Genomic DNA, 23,267 nt, shown 5'->3' with positions numbered 1-23,267 from the left:
AGCTGGCCTGTTGATTATGCACCGATGACGTCTTGAATATCAGACTTCAATACGTCGGCTTTCGGGCCGTAGATTGCTTGGACACCGCGGTCTTTCAAGATGAGACCCATGGCGCCGTTCTTTTTCCATTCGCTCTCTTCTGAGACGAGCGACATGTCTTTGACTGTGACACGGAGACGCGTCATGCAGGCATCGACGTCTTCGATGTTCTGTTCCCCACCGAGTAGAGCGATAATCCCCATGACCTGCTCGTTGCCGGTCACATTCGACTTCTCTGTTGTTTCTTCCATGTAGTTCCCGTTACGGCCAGGCGTCGGAAGGTTCATCTTCTTGATGAAGAAGTTGAACACACCGAAGTTCAAGAAGAAGAAGGCAGCCGAGACGAGGAAGAAGTTGATCAAGTCTTGGAGCAATCCTGCTTTCACAATCATCGGGATGCGTGTGAGCAATTCAATCGCACCGAATGCGTGGACACGAAGGTCGATGACATCCGCCAAAGCGAAAGCGGCACCGGCCATAAGCGCGTAGACGACGTAAAGGACTGGAGCGACGAACATGAACATGAACTCGATCGGTTCTGTAACCCCTGTCAAGAAGACAGCGAGACCAGCCGATAAGAACATCGGTTTGTACTGTGCCTTTTTGTCAGCATCGACATTACGGTACATCGCATAAGCAGCACCGATCAATGAAGCGAATGACAAGATGACTTGACCGACTTTAAAGCGGGCCGGTACGACGTCAGCGATCAATGCGTTGTAAGCAGCTGTGTCACCAGCGGCGCGTAAGTTGACGAGATCGGTTACCCAAGCCAACCAAAGTGGGTCTTGACCTGCAACGACCGAACCAGCTGTCGCACCTGTTAAAATCGTGTATGTCCCACCGAGTTCCGTGTAGTTCATCGGCACAGTGAGCATATGGTGGAGTCCGAACGGCAAGAGGAGACGTTCGAGCGCACCGTAGATGAACGGGGCGAGTACCGGTGCTGTATCACGCGATGTGGCGATCCATTCGCCAAAACTATTAAGCGCACCTTGAATCGTCGGCCAAATAATCGATAGGGCGAGTGCTGCCACGACTGATCCGAGAATGACGACGAATGGGACAAAACGTTTCCCGTTGAAGAACGAGAGAGCGTTTGGAAGTTTGTTAAAGTTATAGAAACGATTATAGAGTGCACCGCCTAGGAAACCGGCAATGATCCCGACAAACACGCCCATATTAAGGGCTGGTGAACCAAGTACGGATGTGAAATAGTCTGCGACGACAAGGTCAGCTCCGAAGAGAGACTGGACTGTCGCTTCTGGGTCTTGGAGCATTGCACCATTGACGCCGAAGATTGCTCCGGTGACGCGGTTGATCAAAATGAACGCGATCAATGCTGCGAATGCACCGCCAGCCTTATCTTTTGCCCACGATCCCCCGATCGCGACTGCGAATAAGATATGCAGGTTAACGATAATTCCCCAACCTAGATCTTCAATGATGCGAGCCGTCGTGAGCAAGATGCTGACGTCTCCGGCAGACATACCGATCAATTTACCGATCGAGATCATGAGACCTGCAGCTGGCATAACGGCGATGACGACCATTAAGGCCTTACCGAGTTTTTGCCAAAAATCAAACGAGATGAGTTGTTTCATTCTATACGCTTCCTTCCTGTACGGAACTTTTTATCTGTCTATGGCGACTATCAATGCAATCGCTTGCATAGATAATTGTAATCGATTGCATAGCTTTGTGCAACCGTTTTCCTAATTTTCATGGATTTTCATAACGAGAGGATATTCGACTCGTTTCTCACCTAGCTTGTCAGTCGGAACGAATCTCGCTACAATACTAAAGGTTGAAAGGGGCGAGAACGATGGGATGGAGACAGACAACATCGGCATTATCAAAAGAAGAGCAAGCGGCATTACTCGATGAATTGTTGCAGTCGGGCCTATTATTAGAAGAGGATCGACTGCTGTACAGCATGTTGATGCCCGACCGCGTCAAGCGTATGCAGGAAGTGCTAGAGTTACGGACGAACCATATCACGATTTTGACGGAAGGGGTCGATGACCCGCACAATCAGTCGGCCGTGCTCCGTTCGGCGGACGCGTTCGGTGTCCAGACGTTGCACGTCGTCGAGGGACGGGCCAAGTTCAAGCCGAACTCGATTATCGCCAAAAGCGCCGATCGCTGGGTCGACGTGGTCGAACATCCTTCGATCGAGGACGCGATCGATCGGTTGAAGGCGGACGGTTACCAAGTGCTCGCGACGGCACTCAGTGAAGAGGCGGTCCCACTTGAGGACATCGATGTGTCAAAACCGACCGTGCTCTTGTTCGGGAACGAACATCACGGCGTATCGGAACGAGCGCTCGCCAAGGCAGACGGCAATTACTTGATTCCGATGCAAGGATACGTCCAAAGTTTGAACATCTCTGTCGCTGCCGCCATCTCGTTGTACGATGTGACGACGCGGGCGCGCCATGTCGTGACGGACGGATATGGACTGAAGGTGGAAGACAAGCAGCGCATCTTAAAAAATTGGATGGTAAAGAGCCTTCCGAAGCGGTCGCTCGGTGTGTATAAGCAAAAAGGTTTGACCGCTTTTGCGCGTGAGACAGGAAAAACTGAGTAAACGGCGAAAGGTACAGGCGTACGAACAACTTGTCCATATACTGAAAGGGGATGGAAAGATGAGTACGACCAGTTCATTTATCGTGAAAGATGTGACGACGAATTTCAAAGACTACGAAGAGGAATTTTTTAACCTGTACCGCACGCTTTACGGGGACATCGATCAACTGCGTTTTAAAGAACGGCTGTATCGTCATGCGAATCCGCTCGTGTTGCTCGCATTTTCAGATGAGCGCCTGGTCGGCTTCAAAATCGGTTACGAGGCCGAGCCGTATCGCTTCTATAGCTGGGCCGGCGGCGTCCACCCTGAGTTTCAAAAGCATGGCATCGGCCGCAAGCTGATGGACACGCAACTCGAATGGGTGAAGGCGCAAGGGTTCCATTCGATTCGAACGAAGGCACGCAATACGAACAAAGGGGTCATCATCTTGAACCTGTTGTGTGGCTACGACATCATGGGGGCGTACACAGAGGATAACGAACCTCGCATCATGATGGAGAAACAATTGAACTGACCGCAAAGCCGTGGCGCATGCCACGGTTTTTTCGTGTAGATGAAACCAAATGGGGACGCATCCGTATTATAGAAAAAAGGGGGAGACATCATGGTCCATACGTTTGCATTTGGAGAAGAGGTTTACATAGATTCGACGGGGATGGGGGACTCGTTTTTCGAGGGGATGTTCAGTATCTTTCCGATTGTGATTATTAGTATTATCGCGCTGATTGTGTTCGCCGTGATGGCAGGCATCCGCAATCAAGTGAAGACGAACAGTCTGTTAAAAGACATGCAACAGTTCGCTTCAGACTTGGCCGACCATCCGAGTGACGAATCGGCAAACCGGCTCGCTGACTACTTACGTGACGTGACGTCGTTCCCGGTCGAACGGACACAGATGGAACCGTTCCGGGTCGCGCTCGGCAGCTATCATTTGGTGATGGAGTCGCCACACGTGCACGACGAGACGAAAGAGCGGATTGACCGTCAATACAAACGGCTCGGCATATTGGACGGGGAGAAGTTCGCCGACGAGCCGGCACCGCGACGCCGTTCGAGCTCGCACCATCATGACCACCATAACCATCACATGTAAAAACGCGTCGGAACGTCCCGACGCGTTTTTTGTTACATATAACGACTTGCGTCAAACTCGATTTCGGTCCGATGATTGGCCGCCTCGATGGCGCTGGCGATGCGGTTGGCCCGTTTCTCGACGTCGCGTGCTTTCAACCGATACAGTTCCGGGTCATAGAGCGCATGCTTGATGACGCTCGTCCCTTCCCCGTAACCCGTTTGGAACTCGCGTTTCGGCCGCTCGGCCAAATCTTGATACATCCGAGCCTGAGCTCGTAATTGAACGGCGAACTCCATCGCTTCGACGAGTGGGAGCGGTCCGTCATTCGTCTCGATGACGGTATGCAGGTTCGCCTCACAGACGAGACGATCAAGACGGCGTAAATCGGTCCGGATCGCCTCGAGCTCAACTTCGATATCCTCGAGGGAACGGGACTGGATCGTCGGGAGCGGCTCATCTTTCTCGAGTTCGATGAATGCGACACGTTCGACTTCTTCGAGCAACTTATCAATCTGCTTCAGAAGCAGGTGTTTCAACTTGATGGCATCTGCCAAGTACATAGGGATTCCTCCTTCTGCTTTTTTTAACCGTACCATACTGCGATTCCTAAAAAAAGGAAGGCGTTACTTTTTCGAGGTGAGGCGATATGATGGAAGAAAGAGAGGAGGTCGACCGATGAACAAGTGGAAAACGCAATGGATCATTGCCATCGTCTTGCTCGTCTTCGGTACCGCGACGTTCCTTTATCAGTGGATCGACTTGCGACCGGGTGAGATTCGCGATTATATCGTTCAATTCGGGTGGCTCGCCCCGCTCGTCTATATTTTACTGTTCACCGTTCGCCCGTTGATTTTATTTCCGACGTCGGTCTTGTCCGTCGCCGGTGGATTGGCGTTCGGGACGCTGCCTGGTGTCGTCTATACGGTCATCGGGGCCACGCTCAGCGCGCTCGTCGCTTACTATATCGCGATTCGCTTCGGTGACCGCTTTCTCCACCATTTCGAGACGAGCAACTATGAGAAGGTGCAGCATAAGATTGAAGAAGACGGGTTCTTCTACGTCTTGATTTTACGCTTGATCCCGCTCGTCAACTTTGACTTGGTCAGTTACGCCTCAGGGCTCGCGAAAGTGAGACTCCCGGGTTATGTCTTCGCGACCACGGTCGGGATGATTCCAGGTGCGTTCGCCAACAATTTCCTCGGTAGTAGCCTCGCGAGCGGAGACTTTAAGTTAATCATCCTCGCCCTCGTCGTCTTGGTCGTCCTGACGCTCGTCGCGACGGTGTTCCGGGAACCGATTAAACGACAAGTTAATCGCTATAAAAATAAGTAGGCGCTCCCGTTGAGCGCCTACTTATTGGTTAACGGTTGTCGACCGTCTCAGGATACAGGTCGTGATTGAACAAGCGATGTTCAGCCATTCTTTCGTATTTCGTGCCCGGTTTGCCGTAGTTGTAGTACGGATCGATCGAGATGCCGCCGCGTGGCGTGAACTTGCCCCACACTTCGAGATAGCGTGGCTCCATCAACTTGACGAGGTCTTTTCCGATGACGTTGATGCAGTTCTCATGGAAGTCCCCGTGGTTGCGGAAGCTGAACAAATACAGCTTGAGCGATTTTGACTCGACGAGCTTCTCGTCCGGGATATATGAGATATAAATCGTCGCGAAGTCCGGTTGGTTCGTGATCGGGCAGAGCGACGTGAACTCCGGTGCGTTGAACTTCACGAAGTAGTCGTTCTCCGGGTGACGGTTCGGGAACGCCTCGAGGACGTCCGGTGCGTATTCAAAAATGTATGGGACGCTCTTCTGTCCGAGGAGCGACAAGTCTTGTAAGTCTTCTGGTCTCATAAGTATTCTCCTTAGACGCCACGTTCGTTGGCGTACAGTAATGTGTGCAGTTGCGGCAGGACACGGACGCTTTGCCATGACGGGTCGCGGGCGACGTCCTCCCACAGTTCTTTCAAACGACGGAGCTGGGCGTCGGTGATGTCACCGTCCGCACCGGGCTCGGGATTGCCGGCCGATAAGTACATGACGTCCGGGGTGTAGCGCGTCTGTACCGATTTCGCATAGGCGAGGTCAATCTCGTCGAAGACGGCGACTTTGAACGTCATCTGTTCGGGGCGCAGCCGTTCGACGATGGCGTCGAGTTTCTCCCAGTCGGTCGTCATGCCGGAAGATGGTGGTTTCGGGCTGAGCGTCACGTCGTCGATGTCAGCGAGCCAGTCCTGATAGCGGCTGCCTTGCGTCTCGACGGCGAGTTTGACGTCGCGCGCCTTCAGTTTCATCACCAAGTCTTTCATCGCGGCGATGAGGAGCGGATTGCCGCCCGAGATGGTGACATAGTCGTACACGCCGAGCGCGTCGAGCCGTTCGATCACTTCGTCGGCTGTCAGCATGTCGGGTTTCTCCGAGCCGTCCCACGTGAAGGCGGAGTCGCACCACGAACAGCGATAATCGCAACCGGCGGTCCGGACGAACATCGTCTTTTGTCCGATGGCGCGGCCTTCCCCTTGAAACGTCGGGCCGAACACTTCGAGGACAGGGATTTTCATCAGTCCACCAACCATTCGCGGCGGAACTCGGCGTACGATGTCGGCGTCTCGTACAGTTTGACGAATTCGACGCGGACGTCGCGCTCGTCAGGCAAGTGTTTGGCGAGCTGCTCGAAAATCCAGTAGCACATGTTTTCGGCAGTCGTATTCATATAAGGTAACGACTCATTCAAATAACGATGGTCGAGGTATGGTTCGAGTTCTTCTTTAAAGATGGCTTTTAAATCGCCAAAATCGAGCGTCATGCCGCGGTTATCGAGAAAACCGCTGATGCCCATTTGCAATTTATACGTATGTCCGTGCAGCGCTCGGCATTTACCGTCGTAATCGAACAAATGATGCGCGGCGTCGAACGTCACTTCTTTGACAATTTGGACGCGGTGCGGACAATAGATGAGCGAGCCGTCTTGTTTGGCTTCGACACTCGTCGGGTCGAGGAATGGGGCGTTCTTCATACGCGCACCTCCTCATAAGCGGCGAGGCCGTTTTGACGGAGCACGCACGCCGGACATTCGCCACAACCTGATCCGAGGATGCCGTTATAGCACGTGAGCGTCCGTTCTTTGACGTAATCGAACGCACCGAGTCGGTCCGCGAGTTCCCACGTCTGCTTTTTGTCGAGCCACATGAGCGGTGTGTCGATGACGAACGGATAGTCCATCGCCAAGTTGAGCGTCACGTTCAAGGATTTGACGAACTGGTCCCGGCAATCCGGATAACCTGAGAAATCGGTCTCACATACGCCGGTGACGATGTGATGCATACCGAGCTGTTTGGCCATGACGGCCGCAAAGGATAAGAATAAGTGATTGCGTCCATCGACGAACGTGTTTGGGACGTCCGCATTGTCGATGTCGAGATCGTGTCTCGTCAACGCGTTAGAGGTGAGTTGTCCGAGTAAGGACAAGTCGAGGATGTGGTGCGGGACATCGAGTTCGGCCGCAATCTCTTTCGCGACCTCGATTTCCGCGTCATGGCGTTGCCCGTAGGCGAACGTCACCGCTTCCACATGAGAGAATTGTTGTTTTGCCCAAAATAGGCAGGTGGTTGAATCTTGACCGCCGCTAAAGACGACCAATGCTTTTTCGTGTTGCAACGTGCACACTTCCTTTTTCGCTAGTTTTGATGTCGGAGGAGGTTACGAACTCCGGAGGTCACCCTCGAGCGTTTACTTTACCATAAAAAGACGTTTGACAGGGAAATGAGAAGCAGGTATAGTAAAGAACATCACTGAAACACTTTCGCGCATAAAAGCGTTTAAGCGGTTAGGTAGAAAATAATGGAACTGAAAGGAGGGGACGTCGATGCAGATGAAAGGAAAAGAGGCTGTATTCGTCGTGCTGATGAGCGGTATTTCCCTGCTCGCACTGATGTTTTTGGCCAAAGCGACGCCACACATGGCGATCTTTGGCACAATGGTATTAATAGGGGGTTACGCGTATTATCGCACGCGTGATTTTAAACGAATCGAAGCCGCGATGATCAGCGGGATCCGTGAAGCCATCATGCCGGTCTTGATTTTACTGTTGATCGGGATGTTGATTGGTGTATGGCAGATGTCTGGTACGGTGGCGACGATCCTCTCCATCGGTTTAGATACAATCTCAGCGCAATGGTTCTTGCCGAGCGTCTTGTTCATCACAATGATTGTCTCGTCGTTCACGGGCAGTGCCTTTACGACGGTCGGTACGGTCGGGGTCGCCTTGTTCGGTATCGGGATGGCGCTCGGGATTTCTCCGGCGCTTGCCGCAGGGGCAATCGTCTCAGGTGCATTATTCGGCGACAAAATGAGCCCGTTGTCAGATACGACGAACTTCGCGCCGGCCGTGGCCGGTGTCAAACTGTTCGACCATATCCGTTTCATGATGGGGACGACCGTTCCGGCTTTCCTCATCACCCTTGTTTTGTTCACAATCCTCGGTCGGAGCGGGCAAGCGGCGGATACGACACAAATCGCTGAGGCACAGGCGGCGCTCGCCGGGCGGTTCAACTTATCATGGCTGACTTTGCTCGCGCCGATCCTTGTTGCCGTTCTCGCCTTCCGCCGGATGCCGGTCTTGCCGACGATGCTCGTCGGCATGTTCGCCGGTGTGTTGACGGCTGGATTTGTCCAAGGCAACTGGAACGTCACGAACTGGTTCGGCGTCATGCAGGCCGGCTTCAAATCGGGCGTCGAGAATGAGACGATTGCGGCCGTACTTGACCGTGGCGGTCTCGAATCGATGCTCTGGTCGGTCAGCCTCGTCTTGATCGCACTTGCGTTCGGTGGATTGCTCCGTGAACTTGGTGTGTTCCAAGCGATCGTCGACGCATTGCTCGAACGGTTGAAGTCACCAGGCAGCTCGGTCTTGTCGGTCGTCCTCAGCTCGATTGGTGTCAACTTGCTCGCGGGTGAGCAGTACTTGTCGATCTTGCTTCCAGGTCAGGCGTTCAAGCAAGGGTTCATCGATCGCGGCATCGATCCCCGTTACTTGTCACGTGCTCTTGAAGACGGCGGGACGGTGATCAACCCGCTCATCCCATGGGGCGTGTCGGGTGCATTCTTCGCGGCCACGCTCGGGGTACCGGTACTTGAATACGCACCGTTCGCCTTCTTCCTCTGGCTCAGCCCGATCTTCTCGATCATTCTCGGATACGTGAAATTGGGAAAGCAACGTGAGGCGATGCGGATCGCATCATAATTTAACAGATGTCCTGAATCGTTCAGGGCATCTTTTTTGTATCTTCCCGTCTTCATTTGAGAAAATGAGACCGAGGAGGGATGACGATGAAACGACTCGATCCATCATTTTATGAGCAACCGACGCTCGAATTGGCCCGTTCGTTACTTGGTCACTATCTCGTCCATGATCATCTCGACGGTCAAATCGTCGGAAAGATCGTCGAGACGGAAGCTTATCTCGGTGCCATCGACCGGGCGGCCCACAGTTTCGGCGGCAGACGGACGAATCGGACCGAGGTGATGTTCGGGTTACCTGGACACGTCTATACGTATCAGATGCATACACACACGCTGCTCAATGTCGTGAGCGGTCCGGTCGGCACGCCGGAAGCCGTCCTCATTCGGGCCATCGAGCCGATTGAAGGACAGGGCATCATTGAGGCGAATCGTCCCGGCATCAAGCGATTCGACCAGACGAATGGACCTGGAAAGCTGACGAAAGCGCTTGGCATCACGATGGACCTATACGGACATTCGCTCCAACATGAGCCGCTTTATATCGTTGAAGGGAGTGCCATCCCGGAAATCGAGGCCGGTCCACGCGTAGGGATCCCGAATACGGGCGAAGCACGCGATTACCCGTACCGCTTCTTCGAACGAGCTAATCCGTACGTCTCGAAGTTTCGTTGAATGTTTATGGGCCGGTTAGGCGTGGAACACTCCTTATGTGAATAAAAATAATGAGGGAGTGTTTTCAATATGGCAAAAGTAGCAACGCTAATCACAGATATGTTTGAAGACGTAGAGTTCACGGGTCCACGCGACGCATTGGTGGAAGCGGGGCACGAAGTTGTCACGATTGAAAAGAAAGCCGGTAACACGGTTGAAGGCAAACAAGGTGAGTCGAAAGTCACGATCGACAAAGCGATCGATGACGTGTCGCCGGAAGACTTCGACGCGTTGCTGTTACCAGGTGGGTTCTCACCCGACTTGTTACGTGAAGACGAGCGATTCGTTCAATTCGCGAAAGCGTTCATGGACGCGAAGAAACCTGTGTTCGCTATCTGTCACGGCCCACAACTGTTGATTACGGCGAAGACGCTCGAAGGCCGCGATGCAACCGGTTATAAGTCGATTAAAGTCGACATGGAGTATGCCGGTGCGAAGTATGCGGACAAAGAAGTCGTCGTCTGCCAAGAACAGCTGGTGACAAGCCGTCAACCGGACGACATCCCGGCGTTCAATCGCGAAATCCTTAATCTGCTCAAATAATCGTCTGGCCACGGAATTTTCCGTGGCTTTTTTTGTGCAATCGGGAATAGGTGAATAAGGAGGAGATTTAGATGAAACGAGCACGTTCACCTAGCTAAGTCGGTCGAAACGTTACGTTGCTTGGATGGATGCGTTGGTTCGAGGCACTCGTCCCGGCCTACACGATTGAGCGTCTGTTTTGGGAGTCGCGGACGATCACGATGCAAGAAGTCGTCTATCTCGAAATGCTCTATGCCGTCCTCGTCGTCATCCTCGAAGTGCCGACCGGGGTGTTAGCCGATCGCTTGGAACGCCGACGTCTGTTGCAAATCGGGACTGCACTCGAGTGGGGTTCCTTTGTCGTGTTACTTGTGTCCTTTTCGTTCGGCGGTTTCGCCTTAGCCATCGCCTTGTCAGGCATTGGGGCGGCGCTCCGGAGCGGAGCGGAGAATGCACTGCTCTATGAGACGCTTGAACAGGATGGGAAGACGGAGGCGTTCGAGCGCTGGGTCGGCCGGTTGAATGTCATCGGAATCGTTGCAGCCGTTCTCGCGGCGATCAGCGGCGCCTTGCTGGCCACACGCTTCCTGAACTATGTGCTGTCGACTGTCAGTTTGTTTATCGCGACAGCATGTAGCCTTGGCCTTGTCGAGCCGAGACGAGTCGTGACAGAGGAACGAATGACATGGGCGGACATCGGGGCAGGTTTTCGCTTCGTGTGGCACGACCACCAGCTACTTGCCTTGTCGTCGGTGTTCATCGTGACAATCGGTGCGTTCAACTTCATCGATGAGTTTTGGCAGTTGTACGCCCGTGACGTCGAAGTTCCCATCTATTGGTTCGGAATGATTTCGACTGTCCTGTTGCTCATTCAAATACCAGGGCAACTGCTCGCCCCGGTCCTGTTACACATCACGACGGTCGATCGTTGGTTGCACGGAATCGGTTGGGGCATCGGTCTCGGTTTTGTCATTCTCGGCTTTTTCCCAGGACAAGTCGGACTCGTCTGGATGGCAGGCATGGCGTTTCTTATCGGCATCGTCGAACCGCTCTATCTCGGGGCATTGCATCACCGTGTCCCGTCTGTCATCCGGGCGACGACCGAGTCATCCGTCTCGATGTTGCTGCATGGCGGCATCATCCTGTTCGGGCTCGTGTTTGCCGTCGGGGCAGGCGTGACGCTCTTTGCCGCCTTTTTGTTCATCGGGATTACCGTTTGTGTGCATCAAGCGATTGTCACGGTCATAGCGCGGAAAGAGGATGCTTCATGAAGCGTCCTCTTTTTTACGCCTCAAGACCTAGGGCGGGTGAGAATAAATTTGTGTATGATAAGAAACAATACTGGAGTAGGAGATAAACAATGGAATGGTATGAATTATTTATTGGCTTTTTGTTAGGCGTCGTCGAAGGACTGACAGAGTTTGCTCCGGTATCGTCAACGGGACATATGATTCTTGTGGACGACCTGTGGCTCAACTCGAGTAGCTTCCTCGGTCAAGAGGTGGCGAACACATTTAAGATCGTAATTCAGCTCGGTTCGATTTTAGCGGTTATCGTCGTATTTCGAAATCGGTTCAAGGAGTTGTTGAATCCGAAGGAGTTGCTCGCGATTCGCAGCAGCGGGCCGACAAAGAAACTGAACTTGCTACATATCTTCATCGGTCTGCTCCCAGCAGGCGTGCTCGGGCTATTGTTTGAAGACTATATCGATGAGAACTTGTTCTCGATCAAGACCGTCTTAATCGGACTCGTCATCGGAGCATTCTTCATGATTGCCGCGGATTTGTCAGGCGTGAAGCGTCAAACGACAGCAACGCTCGATGAGATTTCGTATAAACAAGCGCTCGGTGTCGGCTTGATTCAATGTTTCTCGCTCTGGCCAGGTTTTTCACGCTCAGGGTCGACCATCTCGGGCGGTGTCCTCTTAGGGATGAGTCACCGGGCCGCGGCGGACTTCACGTTCATCATGGCCGTACCGATTATGTTCGGTGCTAGTGCGCTCTCGCTCTACAGCAAATGGGAGTACTTCACGATGGCGACCCTCCCGGTCTTCGTCGTCGGATTCATTAGCGCGTTCTTATTCGCGCTGTTGTCGATCAAGTTCTTCTTGAAGCTGATCAATAAAGTCAAATTGACGCCGTTCGCCATATATCGCATCGCGTTGGCGGCTGTCATTTACTTCTTGTACTTCTAAGAAAAAAAGCGCATGTCAGCACATGCGCTTTGAAACCAATGATCCATCAAGTTCGTATAACCAAGTAGAGGTGAGAACATGGAACATATCGTTGTCGTATTGGGAACGTTGATCGGCCTCGGGGCTGTCGGTGCACTCTTGTACATGACACGTCTCGCTTACGAATCATGAGAACGGATAGTGATAGAAGCGCTCACGTTGGAGTAACTCCATGACGTGGGCGTTTTCTGCGTTGTCGATGGCCCGCAGCAATCCTTCCGTCTGAGAGCGGTGGGCGAGCAACGCCTCGCGTTTCGCGGCACTCTCGTCGCCGACTTCGATGAGGACGTGCGGTTTTCCGAGTTCCGCTTCGGTGCGATGGTCAAAGGCGACGCCTAAAAACTCTGGACGACTCGCTTCATCCATCTCTTGGAGCGCTCGAACGACCGCTCGTGCTGTCGCCTCATGGTCGGGATGGACGGCGTAGCCCGGGTAGAAGGAAATGACGCGGGCCGGTTTCACTTCTTCGATTAACGCGCTGAACCGTCCAGCGAGTTCCGCTTCGTCTTCGAACTCGACGGTCTTATCACGGAGTCCCCACATGCGGAGGTCGTCGATGCCCATGACGGCACATGCTTCCTCGAGCTCATGCTTGCGAATCTTCGGTAACTCTTCCCGTGTTGTGAAAATCGGCGAGCCCATGTTGCGGCCCATCTCACCGAGTGTCAGACAGACGTACGTGACCGGGAAGCCGTTCTTATGGTGTTGGATAATCGTCCCGGCCGAGCTGAACGCTTCATCATCGGGATGCGGAAAAATAACGAGTAATGGTCCATTCATTGGCTTTCCACCTCCGAGGCTCCTTGCGGGAGCGGTTTGATATCTAAGTGTAAGGCACAGGCGAGACGTCCGAGACGGTCATGCCCGGCGAGCAGGAGCTGGTCCCCATGCTGTTCGTAATCGGTCAATCCTTCGACGTAAAGCCAACCGTGATCGAGCTTCAAGCCGACCCGATATGGACCGTTGCCTTTGATTTGGCCGATGCTGTATTCGATGACGACGTTCCGGATGAACATACCGGCGTTATGAAAGTCAGGGTCGTTATGCGTCGCATACGCCCCGTTCGTCGTCTCGACGTGGACATAGAGCGGCATGGATACATGCGCGTCCAAGTATGTCTGGATAGTTGTAGGTTGAATCGATTTCACGCGGTTCCCTCCAATGGAAACGATGACCCGAGACATACGTCCCGGGTCACCCGTTAAGATTGTGTTGCTAGTTTTTTACGGTAACCGGTATGGTTCGTCGGGCCAACGTATTGGTTGAGGCGGAACGAGTGACGGACCGCTTCAGTGATAAACTCTTTTCCGATTTGGATAGCCTCGTCGACCGAGTGACCGTTCGCGAGTGAGGCCGCGATCGCTGACGAGAACGTGCAGCCGCCGCCATGTGTGAAGGCAGGCTCGATTTTCTCGCTCTCAAGGAGACGATACTCGTTACCGTCGTAAAGCACGTCGAATGCTGTATCAAACCCGAGCTTGCCGCCGACTTTGACGATGACAATCTCAGCGCCGAGCTCATGGATCAAACGAGCAGCTTCTTTGATTTCATCGATCGTCGAAGGTGTTTTATCGAGACCTGCGAGCATGCGCGCCTCGAACAAGTTCGGTGTGATGATTTTAGCGACCGGTACGAGGTGTTTGCGCATCGCGACCGCGACGTCCGGGTTGAGAATCTCGTCTGCACCTTTACAAGCCATGACCGGGTCAACGACCGCGTTTTGGATGCCGTATTCTTTAATTTTACGAGCGGCGAGTTCGATGATCTCTGGCGTCGGGAGCATGCCTGTCTTGACGGCATCGACACCGATTCCGGCGAGGACCGTATCGATTTGTTTCTCAATCAACGTCGTGTCGATCGGGAATACTTCGTGGTGCCACGCGTTATGCGGGTCTTGAGCCACGATGACCGTGAGTGCGGTCATCCCGTAAACACCGAGCTCTTCCATCGTCTTCAAATCAGCCTGGATGCCTGCACCGCCGCTCGTATCCGAGCCAGCAATCGTTAACGCTTTTTTCATTGTCATAGTCGTTCAATCCCCTTTGTCTGTTTGGATAGTTTCACTATAACGACTTTTTGACGCTACGACAAATTCCGAGGTCGTTTTCGCGCCGGAATAAGTTTCGAAAATTGATGGCAGGATTTCAATCATATTTGGGGAATAGTAATGAATAGGGTGTAGACCACTTTCAATTGGCTAGGAGGAAAACCGCATGTTAGTGCATAGCTTATGCATTCCGAAGAAAGATGTCGTCACAATCAGTGAAAAGGCGACATTACGCGAGGCGCTCGAAACGCTCGAAAAGACAGGCTACCGCTGTGTCCCTGTGCTCGATGAGACGGGAACGTTTTTCCGCGGTAATATCTATAAGATGCATATTTATCGCCACGGGATGAGTGGGGCGAGCCTAGACGACAACGTCATGGAGCTCATCAAGAACACGCAAAAGTACGTCCATGAATCGGACGGTTTCTTCAAAGTGTTCTTCTCGATCAAAGAATTACCGTATATCGCGGTCTTGAAAGATGAGAGCAACGAATTCTACGGGATTTTGCCGCACGGGAAGATGCTCGGTATGCTCGAAGAGGCATGGAGTCGTGACACGGGGAGTTATGTTGTCACAATCGCACTCAGTGAGCAAGCGGGGGCGCTTGAGAAGATTACGAAAATCATCAGCAAATACTCATCGATTGCCAGTCTCATGACGCTTGATGCCAAGAGTAAAGTCTTGCGCCGGGTATTGATCACGTTGCCGCCTGATTGCGACGAGCCGAAGAAAGACAAAATCGTCGCGAAACTCGAACAAAAAGGGTTCCGCGTCGTCGAAGTCGAGAATTTAAATAACTGACGAAAGGCCTTCCTCGATGCGAGGAAGGCCTTATTCAGTCCAATCGTTTTTCCATCCGGATATCTGGCCAAAATCGACCGTTCCAATAAGTGAACGCCTCGATGCGGGCAATTTCCGTGTAGCCGACCTTTCGATAAAGGTGATGAGCCGCTTCATTGAATCCAAACACACCGAGCTCGATGCGAGGCACATTTTGTGCACGCAATCGTTCTTCTAACAGGGTCAGGGCCGTTGTGCCGACACCTCTCCCGCGACCGGTCGGCTCTCCAATCACGAGTCCGAGCCAGGCGCTTCCGCGTTCGTTGTCGTACAGATGCGGGGCATCATAGATGATATTCACCTCACCGACAAGCACGTCATCTGCGTAGATGAGGAAGATGTCATGGGTCCGGAGGCGGTCCGTCAAGTCCTCGACCGTCATGTGATGTTCGGCGGCGAGTTCTTCCTCCGAGCGGACGGGACGAATCAAATGGACGATGGCGGGGTCGTTATTCCAGCGATTGAATGTCGCGACGATGGCGTCGGACGCTTCCTGCAATGGGACGAGCGAGATGGGCATCGAATCTCCTCCTTTCAGGTAGACGCATTCGCCCTCGAACTGAAAAAGTCCGCGTTTTATTGAGTCGGCTTCAAGACGTTGAGATGGCTTGGCAGCACCTCGAACGTGAGCGGCAGCTGCCCGCCCGTGTCGCCGTCAGCATTGACCGGAAGCGATTCTGGTGAGTCGACATGCACGCGTTTCGTCGTGAACGACGTGACGCTGTCCGTTTCTTTCAACTTGCCGGTGAAGAGGGCCGGTGCGAGTTGGACCGCGTCTTTGAAGCCGAGGTTTTCAAATAAGTAGACATGAAGCAAGCCATCGTTCAACTCAGCGTCCGGTTCAAAGTTCTCAAACCCGCCGACCGAGTTCGTGAGGGCGATGACGACCAAATAGGCGTCTCCGTCGAACGTGTGCTCATCGGCTTGGACCGACAGCGCATACGGACTATGTTCGCGGAACGCTTTGATGCCTTCGATCAAGTAGGCGAACGGGCCCCATTTCGTTTTCTCCTCGACACTGACCTCGTCGACGGCCTCGGCGATGAGCCCGATCGCGATGACATTCATGAAATAGCCGTTCTCGTATTTACCGATATCCATCGGTGTCGGTTGCGCCGTCTTGAGCGCCTCGATGGCATCTTCGGGATCGCTCGGGACACCGAGCGCGCGGGCGAGGTCGTTGACGGTACCGAGCGGGATGATGCCGAAATCGGGACGATGGTCGGCTTCGGCGAGACCGGTGACGGCCTCGTTCAGTGTCCCGTCACCGCCCATCGCGATGACGGCTTTATATTGTTTCGAGGCCGCTTCTTTCGCGAAATGGGTGGCATCGTCAGCCTTCTCCGTGAAGCGGACATCGACGTTGCCGTAACGCTCGCGTAACACGTCCTCCGCAGCCGCGGCGTGTTCTTTCCCTAACTCTTTCCCAGATGACGGGTTGACGATTAACATGACTGTATCCATCAAAGCACATTCCCCTTTTCACATTCAGATATTGTCATGTATTCCCGTCCCTGCGTCGGTCTAGTCATAAAAAAACAACACAGACGTGTTGTTCAGTAATGGCGGAACGCCGACATATCAAGGTGGCTCGCATCCGATTCGTCGACGGCGAGTTCAATCTTCAAATGTTCATGGAACGGTGAGTCGAACGCACCCATGCAAGCGACCGGTTCATGGTCAGGGACGGGAGACTTGCGTTTTGTTTTGACGAACAAATAGTCCTCGCGTGACAATGTCAATAAGAAACGTTCGACCGCATGGGGTTCCCGTGTGACGTTCGGCCATGGCAAGTGGTTGAACAGTAAAAAGACCGCGCCTTCTTTTTCGAGCGCATAGTCTGGGGCAATCCCTTCCCGGTTCAACAACTCGATGACCGTTCCCAAATAAGCTTCTTTAATCGTCAATGAAATTTCATAATACTCGCGCATACCGTCCATCCTTTCTAAAAATCGCAATAATTCCATTCTATACGTTTCCGACAGGAGCGACAATGAAGAAGTTTCTTGACGAAGCGTTTTTCCGACCGTATACTGCTCATGTCCTGCTATACTAAAAGTAAATGATGAACGAATTGAGGTGAAACCGACATGATTGAATCACTCGAATTGAAGGCATGGATCGTCTTGGTACGAGCGATGGACGCGATCAGTGACCGTGTGAAGGACGATTTACGACGCCACCAATTGAATTCAACAGAGTTCGGTGTTTTATCGGTCTTGTATAAACGAGGGGATACCCCGCTCCAGCAAATCGGGGACCAAATTTTGATTACGAGCGGCAGTGTCACGTACGTGATCGATAAGCTTGAAAAACGTGGCTTAATCGAGCGTGTGGCTTGCCCGTCTGACCGGCGCGTCACATACGCCTCGTTGACAGAAGAAGGCAAGCGCTTGATGGACGTCGTCTATCCAGAGCATATCGAGATTTTTAAAGACATCTACGGTCCACTTAGCGACCAAGAGACGGAACAGTTAATCGATTTATTGAAGCGAGTCGGTTATAACGCGGCAGGCAAATGACGCCTGCCTGTTTTTTTTATCATTTATCTTGAAGTTAAACTAATTGACTGTGAGATATACAGATGATATAGTTCTAACTGTTGTTACAAAAATAGAGATTATGCTTATGGAGGAAACCATTTATGAAAAAGGTATTATACGTATCGGCTAACCCGAAACCAACTGAATTGTCATACAGCAAACAAGTCGCAGAAACGTTCATGACGACACTCACGAACGAGAACCCGGCACTTGAAGTCGAAGCGATTGAACTTTACGATGTCGATGTTCAAGAAATCGACGGCGACGTCCTCAGCGCATGGGGCAAATTCGCTTCAGGCGAAGCACTCACTGATGTCGAAGCGGCTAAAGTCGCAACAATGAACGGTATGCTCGAGAAGTTCATGGAAGCTGACATGTATGTGTTCGCGACGCCAATGTGGAACTTCTTCTTCCCAGCACGCATGAAGATGTTCCTCGACAGCGTCTTGACGGCTGGTAAAACATTCCGTTACACAGAGCAAGGTCCAGTCGGTCTTCTCGAGAACAAACAAGCAATCCACATCCAAGGTACTGGTGGTATCTACACGGGTACGGACCTCAACTTCGCAGACGCATACCTTCGTCAAGCACTCGCATTCGTAGGCGTGACAGAAGTGACGACACTTCCAGTTGAAGGCATGAACCAATACCCAGACAAAATCGAAGAAATCGTTGCTGACGCAAAAGCGAAAGCCGAAGCACTTGCGAAAGAAGTCGCAGGCGCAGTCACAGTATAAAGATCAAGGGCGAGTCCAATCGGGCTCGTCTTTTTGTGTGCCATCGATTCGGGTATGATAAGACGGAAAGGGGAGAAACACATGGGAGAACAGTTATCAAATCGCCTGCTTGGGGATTGGAGCGACATCATCGCATCCGAGATGGCCGAGCCTTATTTTACTAACTTGAAAGCGTTCGTCGATGAAGCGTACGAGACATCGACCGTCTATCCGGAGCGAGAAGATATTTGGAACGCGTTCGTCTATACGAAGTTCAAGGACGTCAAATGTGTCATCCTCGGGCAAGATCCCTATCACGGACCGAACCAAGCGCATGGACTCAGTTTCTCGGTCCAAGACGGCGTCCGCCTTCCACCGTCACTCCGTAATATCTTTAAAGAATTGCAGGACGATATCGGCTGTAAGGTCCCGACTAGCGGCAATTTGGAGAAATGGGCCCGACAAGGCGTACTGTTGCTCAACACCGCGCTCACGGTCGAAGCAGGCAAGGCCGGGTCACATCGCGGGAAGGGATGGGAGCAGTTCACTGATTCCATCATCGAGCGACTCGGAGAGCGGGAAGAGCCGCTCGTGTTCATCCTATGGGGGAACGACGCGAAGAAAAAACAGAAATGGATTGGCCCGCAACACGCCGTCTTGACCTCGGTCCACCCGAGCCCGCTCTCGTCGCATCGCGGCTTTTTCGGATCGAAGCCGTTCTCGCAAGTGAATGCGAAGTTGAGCGAGTGGGGACAATCTGAAATCGATTGGTGTTTATGACAGTCTGCACATGCGGACTGTTTTTTTGTTGACGACATTCAAACGGTCTGTTATCGTTACTACCAATAAGATACTTTAGCGCTTAAAAGCACATGTGCATAGAAGCATAACTGTATAACAGCATAAAAGCGATGACCGAACCGAAGTAGAGACATCTTCCCTGGCCCAGAGAGCGTGTGGTGCTGTGAACACGCCCATAGGATGAATCGAATTACAGTTCGCGAGCTCTCACGTGTTGAGCGGTCCCCCGTTATCGGAGTAGAGTGACTAGACGTCCGTCTAGTAATCAGGGTGGTACCGCGGCATCGTCGTCCCTATCGAGTGAATCGATAGGGATTTTTTTACGTTCAGTCAATCAAAGGAGGAAACATCATGCTCACACAAATCATTCCACGCCATTTGGCCCCTCATATTTCGCCACAGTTCTACGACGAGTACACGCCGACCGATCATGCTGTCTGGCGCTTCGTCTTGCGATTGAACTTGCACACGCTTGAAGGGAAGGCCCACCCGTTCTACATCGAAGGGTTGAAAAAGACGGGCATGGGGCCAGAGCGTCTCCCTGACGTTGAAAAGATGACCGAAGAGATGCGAGCGGCCGGTTGGTCGACGGTCGCGGTCGATGGACTCATCCCAGGCGTCGCTTTCTTTGATTTCCAAGGCAACGGGATGTTGCCGGTCGCGACCGATATTCGTAAAGTCGAGAATATTTTGTACAGTCCGGCACCAGATATCATCCACGAGGCGGCCGGCCATGCGCCGATGTTAATGGATCCTGAATTTTCACAGATTGTGAAGCGGTTCGGTCAGCTCGGGGCGAGGGCATTCATGAATCGAGAAGAACATGCCTCGTTTGCAGCACTGAAACGATTGACCGTCGTGAAGGAGAATGCGAACTCGACGGACGAGGAGATCGCGGCAGCCGAAGCGGCTGTTCATGCGGCCAAAGCCCAAGTGATCGGCTTCTCTGAAGCACAACAAGTCGCCCGCATCTTTTGGTGGACGGTCGAGTTTGGTCTCATCGGTGAGGTGGACAACCCGCTCATCTACGGGGCGGGACTGTTATCATCGGTCGGGGAGAGCCGTCATTGTTTGACTGACGCCGTCACGAAACATCCGTTCAATTTAGAGCACGCACTCGAAACGAAACAGGACGTGACGAATATGCAACGCGAGTTGTTCGTCATCCTGGACTTTGAAGCGTTGAAGGACGCGCTAGACGAACTCGAGTCACGGATGGCGGTCAACCAAGGTGGAATCGCCTCGCTCGAGAAAGCGCTCGCGTCGGGCAGTCAATCGACTGTCCGGCTTGAAGACGGGACGGACCGTGTCGGTGTGATTCGTCACGTGACACGCTCCGGAGCCCATGCGCTCGTCCAGTGGGACGACTGTGTGAACGTCAATCACGGTCAATTGACGAACTTACAGAACCACGGCGTACTCGTTCTCGACGGACCGCTTCAAGACGTATTGGCGACGGCAGGGATTCGACTGGACGGACGCCTCGTCAGCGAGACGACGGAAGCGTTACAGTTCGAAGACGTCGTCGTCACCATCGAAGGACGACAGATTAAACTGGAGACACTCGAAGTGAGACAAGACACGCTCCCATCGATCTTCCCAGGCACCGAGATTGAAGAACTCGTCATCTTGGAGAAGCCGGTCCGCATCGAACGTGACGCCCGTGTTTGGACGAACGATGACCCGATGTTCAATCGAATTCGCAATATGCGGGAGCAAGGCGAGTCGATTGATGAGCTCGTGCCGACGATTCTTGCCGATCATCCCGATGCTTGGTTGCTCCACATCGAATGTTTGGAGCTCGTCGAGTCCGATGCGCTTCGACAGGCGTTGACGGAACGGTTGCACGCGTTACGTGAGACGTCACCGTCGCGGCATGAGTTGATTGGCCGCGCGCTCGCATTGCTCAACTGACAAAAATAATCCCCGCCCAATGATGGGCGGGGATTATTTGTTAACGCGTCGTTTCACGCAAGAACGTGATTAAACGGCGATACGTGGCACTGGCGGCTGGCTTATCCATTTCAAAATGGTAGTCGTGGCCGAGTGTGTGCTCGTTTCGGTCATAAAAGACGCTCGTGACGTCCGCACGACCTGAGAGGATCGTCGCAAATTCTTTCGCTTGCGTTTCGAACGAACCGGTGTTGCCATCGGTGATAAACGTCGGAACGAATGTGGCCGGGATATTCACGAGCGGCGACGCTTCCGCGACGACCGGCAAGTCTTCCCAATTGTATGTTCCGAAGTAAGCCCAACCAATCCGTTTGAACAAGAAGCGGGTGACCGTCTTCGATGACTCGACGATGCTCCGTTTCAAATCGTACGGACCCGACATGAGAACCGTGCCGAGAATCGACGATTTCGGGACGATTTGCTTCACTTCGGCAGACGGTGCGTAGCCATCGTTCAATTGGATTCCGACGAATTGGGCCACAAGTTGGGCCCCGTTCGAATCGCCCGCAAAGAAGACGCGGTCGAGATCGAGCCGAAAGCGGTCATTGTTTTCAGCGATATACGTGTATGCCTCTTCAAGTTGTTGGAGCGGGACGGGGTACGTGACGTCTGGAGCGAGCGCATAATTGACGCTGACGACGTTGTAGCCGTTGCTTGCGATCGACGTCGCATACTTGAAGACGTCGGCCTTATCGCCACCGACGAATGAACCGCCGTGCACCCAAAAGATGGTTGGGACAATCTGCTTCTCACCTTCGTAGCGAATCAAGTCGAACGTTCCGTTCTCGTAAGCCGAATGATAGTCGATGTCTTTACGAACCGACGTTTTTTGTACGACTTCCTCGAACCCTTTAATGGCCACTTCGTTCCCGCCGGCAAATGAGGTTTTGACGAGGCGTGAGGTCGGTTTCGGGGACAAGAATACATAGGCGGCACCGGCGACAGCCGTGCCGACGAGTCCGAGTCCCGCCCGTTTCAATCCTTTATTCATCGTAATTCCTCCTTGAATTCAACCTGAGTTGTCCGTTTATCGATCGACGAGGACAGTTCCCATGAACGTTTCGATAACGTGGGCGATCCCGTCTTCATTGTTTGATTTCGTGATGAAGTCGGCTTTGCCTTTGACCGTTGTGTTGGCGTTACCCATTGCGACCCCAAGCCCGGCCCATTCAATCATCGTCAAGTCGTTGTTCCCGTCTCCGCAAGCGATGACGTGGGCTTGCTCGATGCCGACGTGCTCCGCTAAGAAGGCGAGGCTCGTCCCTTTCGTCACACCCGCTTCCGTAAATTCGAGGAAGAACGGTTTCGAACGGGCGACGGCGAGTTTGCCTTCAAGTTCGACTTGCAGTTTCGTTTCAATCGGGGCAAGCGTGTCGCCATCACCGAGCATGAGACACTTGACGACAGGCGTCGTGACCGCTTCTTTGAAGTCGTCGACATGGATGACCGGCATCCCTGTCAATTCACCTTCGATATCGGTATACGGGTTCGGTTGATCGGTTACGATTTCGTTACCGATGTACGTATGAATCGCGATTTCTTCCCGGACACTGATATCATGGAGATGGGCGACCGTCTCTGGAAGCAATGTACTTGAGAAGATTTCTTCATTTGTCTCACAGTTGATGATTGAGGCACCGTTAAATGAGAGAATATAGCTACCGTATTTGGCGAGCTCGAGCTCTCGGGCGGCATCCCACATCGCGTATGTCGGGCGACCGCTCGCGAGCACGACTTTATGTCCGCGTTCTTGTACATCCAGCAAGGCAGCTTTCGTCTTGGCGGAAATCGTGTGATCGCTCGTGAGGAGCGTATCGTCCATATCTAAAACAATCATCTTGTAACTCATAATGGTAAGGAGTCCTCCTTCAGAATCTAATGACTCCATCCTAATACGATTTGAGGTCAATTGACAACCTTGTCGCAAAAACGTAACTATTAAGAAGTAGTGAATTTCAGA

At 52.7% G+C, this 23,267-nt stretch carries 28 protein-coding genes and 1 other annotated feature; of the genes, 14 read left to right on the top strand and 14 right to left on the bottom strand.

The features are described 5' to 3' along the window. Window positions 1-14 precede the first annotated feature (14 nt). A complete protein-coding gene (locus KNP74_RS08835; protein WP_214764061.1) occupies window positions 15-1,643 on the bottom strand; it encodes a PTS transporter subunit IIBC in 1,629 nt (542 codons plus the stop codon). 221 nt (window positions 1,644-1,864) lie between these two features. On the opposite strand from KNP74_RS08835, the gene KNP74_RS08830 reads away from it, so the two are divergent. The 3 genes from KNP74_RS08830 (at window position 1,865) to KNP74_RS08820 (ending at window position 3,722) form a co-directional block, all read left to right on the top strand. Then, window positions 1,865-2,629 carry a TrmH family RNA methyltransferase gene (locus tag KNP74_RS08830; RefSeq protein WP_114164885.1) on the top strand — a complete coding sequence of 255 codons (765 nt, stop codon included), beginning with the start codon at window positions 1,865-1,867 and terminating at the stop codon, window positions 2,627-2,629. Between the two features lie 58 nt (window positions 2,630-2,687). Continuing rightward, window positions 2,688-3,143 (top strand): GNAT family N-acetyltransferase, encoded by a 456-nt coding sequence (locus tag KNP74_RS08825; protein WP_021068095.1) that lies wholly within the window; start codon window positions 2,688-2,690, stop codon window positions 3,141-3,143. A 90-nt stretch (window positions 3,144-3,233) separates the two neighbouring features. Further along, window positions 3,234-3,722: a hypothetical protein gene (locus KNP74_RS08820; RefSeq protein ID WP_214764059.1), complete on the top strand. Its 489-nt coding sequence runs from the start codon at window positions 3,234-3,236 to the stop codon at window positions 3,720-3,722. 32 nt (window positions 3,723-3,754) lie between these two features. Here the strand turns inward: KNP74_RS08820 and KNP74_RS08815 are convergent, their stop codons facing one another. Continuing rightward, on the bottom strand, window positions 3,755-4,264 hold the full coding sequence (locus KNP74_RS08815; RefSeq protein WP_138860077.1) for a hypothetical protein: 510 nt from the start codon (window positions 4,262-4,264) through the stop codon (window positions 3,755-3,757). A 115-nt stretch (window positions 4,265-4,379) separates the two neighbouring features. On the opposite strand from KNP74_RS08815, the gene KNP74_RS08810 reads away from it, so the two are divergent. Next, window positions 4,380-5,036, top strand: coding sequence for a TVP38/TMEM64 family protein (locus KNP74_RS08810; RefSeq protein WP_214764058.1), 657 nt, complete (start codon window positions 4,380-4,382; stop codon window positions 5,034-5,036). A gap of 28 nt (window positions 5,037-5,064) precedes the next feature. On the opposite strand, the gene queF is transcribed toward KNP74_RS08810, so the two are convergent. The 4 genes from queF to queC are packed head-to-tail and all read right to left on the bottom strand — an operon-like array spanning window position 5,065 to window position 7,356. Continuing rightward, entirely contained in the window at window positions 5,065-5,553 is a 489-nt protein-coding gene (gene queF, locus KNP74_RS08805) for a preQ(1) synthase (RefSeq protein ID WP_021068099.1), read from the bottom strand. Window positions 5,554-5,564: 11 nt separating this feature from the next. Then, window positions 5,565-6,260, bottom strand: a complete 696-nt coding sequence (gene queE, locus KNP74_RS08800; RefSeq protein WP_240731270.1) for a 7-carboxy-7-deazaguanine synthase QueE — start codon at window positions 6,258-6,260, stop codon at window positions 5,565-5,567. Beyond that, window positions 6,260-6,715 (bottom strand): 6-carboxytetrahydropterin synthase QueD, encoded by a 456-nt coding sequence (gene queD / locus KNP74_RS08795; RefSeq protein WP_214764056.1) that lies wholly within the window; start codon window positions 6,713-6,715, stop codon window positions 6,260-6,262. The genes queE and queD overlap by 1 nt, the downstream gene beginning before the upstream one ends. Continuing rightward, window positions 6,712-7,356, bottom strand: a complete 645-nt coding sequence (queC, locus tag KNP74_RS08790; protein WP_034780758.1) for a 7-cyano-7-deazaguanine synthase QueC — start codon at window positions 7,354-7,356, stop codon at window positions 6,712-6,714. Before queC ends, queD begins: the two co-directional genes overlap by 4 nt. A gap of 208 nt (window positions 7,357-7,564) precedes the next feature. Here queC and nhaC point away from each other — a divergent pair, with 208 nt between their 5' ends. The 5 genes from nhaC (at window position 7,565) to KNP74_RS08765 (ending at window position 12,367) form a co-directional block, all read left to right on the top strand. Next, window positions 7,565-8,941 carry a Na+/H+ antiporter NhaC gene (gene nhaC, locus KNP74_RS08785; RefSeq protein WP_214764055.1) on the top strand — a complete coding sequence of 459 codons (1,377 nt, stop codon included), beginning with the start codon at window positions 7,565-7,567 and terminating at the stop codon, window positions 8,939-8,941. 80 nt (window positions 8,942-9,021) lie between these two features. Further along, on the top strand, window positions 9,022-9,612 hold the full coding sequence (locus KNP74_RS08780; RefSeq protein WP_138860072.1) for a DNA-3-methyladenine glycosylase: 591 nt from the start codon (window positions 9,022-9,024) through the stop codon (window positions 9,610-9,612). A 69-nt stretch (window positions 9,613-9,681) separates the two neighbouring features. Beyond that, complete coding sequence (locus tag KNP74_RS08775; RefSeq protein ID WP_034780765.1) at window positions 9,682-10,194, top strand: type 1 glutamine amidotransferase domain-containing protein; 513 nt, start codon at window positions 9,682-9,684, stop codon at window positions 10,192-10,194. 128 nt (window positions 10,195-10,322) lie between these two features. Then, the gene (locus KNP74_RS08770; RefSeq protein WP_214764054.1) at window positions 10,323-11,444 is read left to right on the top strand and encodes an MFS transporter; all 1,122 of its coding nucleotides are present in this window, start codon (window positions 10,323-10,325) and stop codon (window positions 11,442-11,444) included. 89 nt (window positions 11,445-11,533) lie between these two features. Then, entirely contained in the window at window positions 11,534-12,367 is an 834-nt protein-coding gene (locus tag KNP74_RS08765; protein ID WP_214764053.1) for an undecaprenyl-diphosphate phosphatase, read from the top strand. A gap of 165 nt (window positions 12,368-12,532) precedes the next feature. Here KNP74_RS08765 and bshB2 read toward each other — a convergent pair whose 3' ends face one another. The 3 genes from bshB2 to pdxK are packed head-to-tail and all read right to left on the bottom strand — an operon-like array spanning window position 12,533 to window position 14,432. Next, window positions 12,533-13,186 carry a bacillithiol biosynthesis deacetylase BshB2 gene (gene bshB2 / locus KNP74_RS08760; protein WP_034780767.1) on the bottom strand — a complete coding sequence of 218 codons (654 nt, stop codon included), beginning with the start codon at window positions 13,184-13,186 and terminating at the stop codon, window positions 12,533-12,535. Continuing rightward, window positions 13,183-13,554, bottom strand: coding sequence for a YojF family protein (locus tag KNP74_RS08755; RefSeq protein WP_034780768.1), 372 nt, complete (start codon window positions 13,552-13,554; stop codon window positions 13,183-13,185). Before KNP74_RS08755 ends, bshB2 begins: the two co-directional genes overlap by 4 nt. A 53-nt stretch (window positions 13,555-13,607) precedes the next feature. Continuing rightward, complete coding sequence (gene pdxK, locus KNP74_RS08750) at window positions 13,608-14,432, bottom strand: pyridoxine/pyridoxal/pyridoxamine kinase (protein WP_138860070.1); 825 nt, start codon at window positions 14,430-14,432, stop codon at window positions 13,608-13,610. A gap of 187 nt (window positions 14,433-14,619) precedes the next feature. Here pdxK and cbpA point away from each other — a divergent pair, with 187 nt between their 5' ends. Then, window positions 14,620-15,255, top strand: coding sequence for a cyclic di-AMP binding protein CbpA (cbpA, locus tag KNP74_RS08745; RefSeq protein WP_214764052.1), 636 nt, complete (start codon window positions 14,620-14,622; stop codon window positions 15,253-15,255). A gap of 34 nt (window positions 15,256-15,289) precedes the next feature. On the opposite strand, the gene KNP74_RS08740 is transcribed toward cbpA, so the two are convergent. The 3 genes from KNP74_RS08740 to KNP74_RS08730 form a co-directional block, all read right to left on the bottom strand. After that, window positions 15,290-15,814 (bottom strand): GNAT family N-acetyltransferase, encoded by a 525-nt coding sequence (locus KNP74_RS08740; RefSeq protein WP_214710676.1) that lies wholly within the window; start codon window positions 15,812-15,814, stop codon window positions 15,290-15,292. A 56-nt stretch (window positions 15,815-15,870) separates the two neighbouring features. Next, window positions 15,871-16,758: a diacylglycerol/lipid kinase family protein gene (locus KNP74_RS08735; RefSeq protein WP_138860067.1), complete on the bottom strand. Its 888-nt coding sequence runs from the start codon at window positions 16,756-16,758 to the stop codon at window positions 15,871-15,873. Window positions 16,759-16,850: 92 nt separating this feature from the next. Continuing rightward, window positions 16,851-17,225, bottom strand: a complete 375-nt coding sequence (locus KNP74_RS08730) for a hypothetical protein (RefSeq protein WP_138860066.1) — start codon at window positions 17,223-17,225, stop codon at window positions 16,851-16,853. A 159-nt stretch (window positions 17,226-17,384) separates the two neighbouring features. Here KNP74_RS08730 and KNP74_RS08725 point away from each other — a divergent pair, with 159 nt between their 5' ends. The 4 genes from KNP74_RS08725 to KNP74_RS08710 all read left to right on the top strand — a co-directional run bounded on the left by KNP74_RS08725 (window position 17,385) and on the right by KNP74_RS08710 (window position 21,268). Further along, window positions 17,385-17,816, top strand: coding sequence for a MarR family winged helix-turn-helix transcriptional regulator (locus KNP74_RS08725; RefSeq protein WP_214764051.1), 432 nt, complete (start codon window positions 17,385-17,387; stop codon window positions 17,814-17,816). Between the two features lie 122 nt (window positions 17,817-17,938). Next, window positions 17,939-18,574, top strand: a complete 636-nt coding sequence (locus KNP74_RS08720) for an FMN-dependent NADH-azoreductase (protein WP_214718468.1) — start codon at window positions 17,939-17,941, stop codon at window positions 18,572-18,574. Window positions 18,575-18,655: 81 nt separating this feature from the next. After that, window positions 18,656-19,333 (top strand): uracil-DNA glycosylase, encoded by a 678-nt coding sequence (locus KNP74_RS08715; protein WP_214764050.1) that lies wholly within the window; start codon window positions 18,656-18,658, stop codon window positions 19,331-19,333. A 122-nt stretch (window positions 19,334-19,455) separates the two neighbouring features. Then, window positions 19,456-19,652: a binding site (T-box leader), on the top strand. Between the two features lie 53 nt (window positions 19,653-19,705). Then, window positions 19,706-21,268: an aromatic amino acid hydroxylase gene (locus tag KNP74_RS08710; protein ID WP_214764048.1), complete on the top strand. Its 1,563-nt coding sequence runs from the start codon at window positions 19,706-19,708 to the stop codon at window positions 21,266-21,268. A 40-nt stretch (window positions 21,269-21,308) separates the two neighbouring features. Here KNP74_RS08710 and KNP74_RS08705 read toward each other — a convergent pair whose 3' ends face one another. Both KNP74_RS08705 and KNP74_RS08700 read right to left on the bottom strand, forming a co-directional pair. Then, on the bottom strand, window positions 21,309-22,298 hold the full coding sequence (locus tag KNP74_RS08705; RefSeq protein WP_214764047.1) for an alpha/beta hydrolase: 990 nt from the start codon (window positions 22,296-22,298) through the stop codon (window positions 21,309-21,311). Window positions 22,299-22,334: 36 nt separating this feature from the next. Beyond that, window positions 22,335-23,156, bottom strand: a complete 822-nt coding sequence (locus KNP74_RS08700) for a Cof-type HAD-IIB family hydrolase (RefSeq protein WP_034780799.1) — start codon at window positions 23,154-23,156, stop codon at window positions 22,335-22,337. Between the last annotated feature and the right edge of the window lie 111 nt (window positions 23,157-23,267).

It is taken from the genome of Exiguobacterium sp. s141, assembly GCF_018618085.1.
Classification (GTDB): Bacteria; Bacillota; Bacilli; order Exiguobacteriales; family Exiguobacteriaceae; genus Exiguobacterium; species Exiguobacterium mexicanum_A.
Note: the sequence above shows the minus strand (reverse complement) of the source record. Positions and strands in the feature narration are given on the sequence as shown.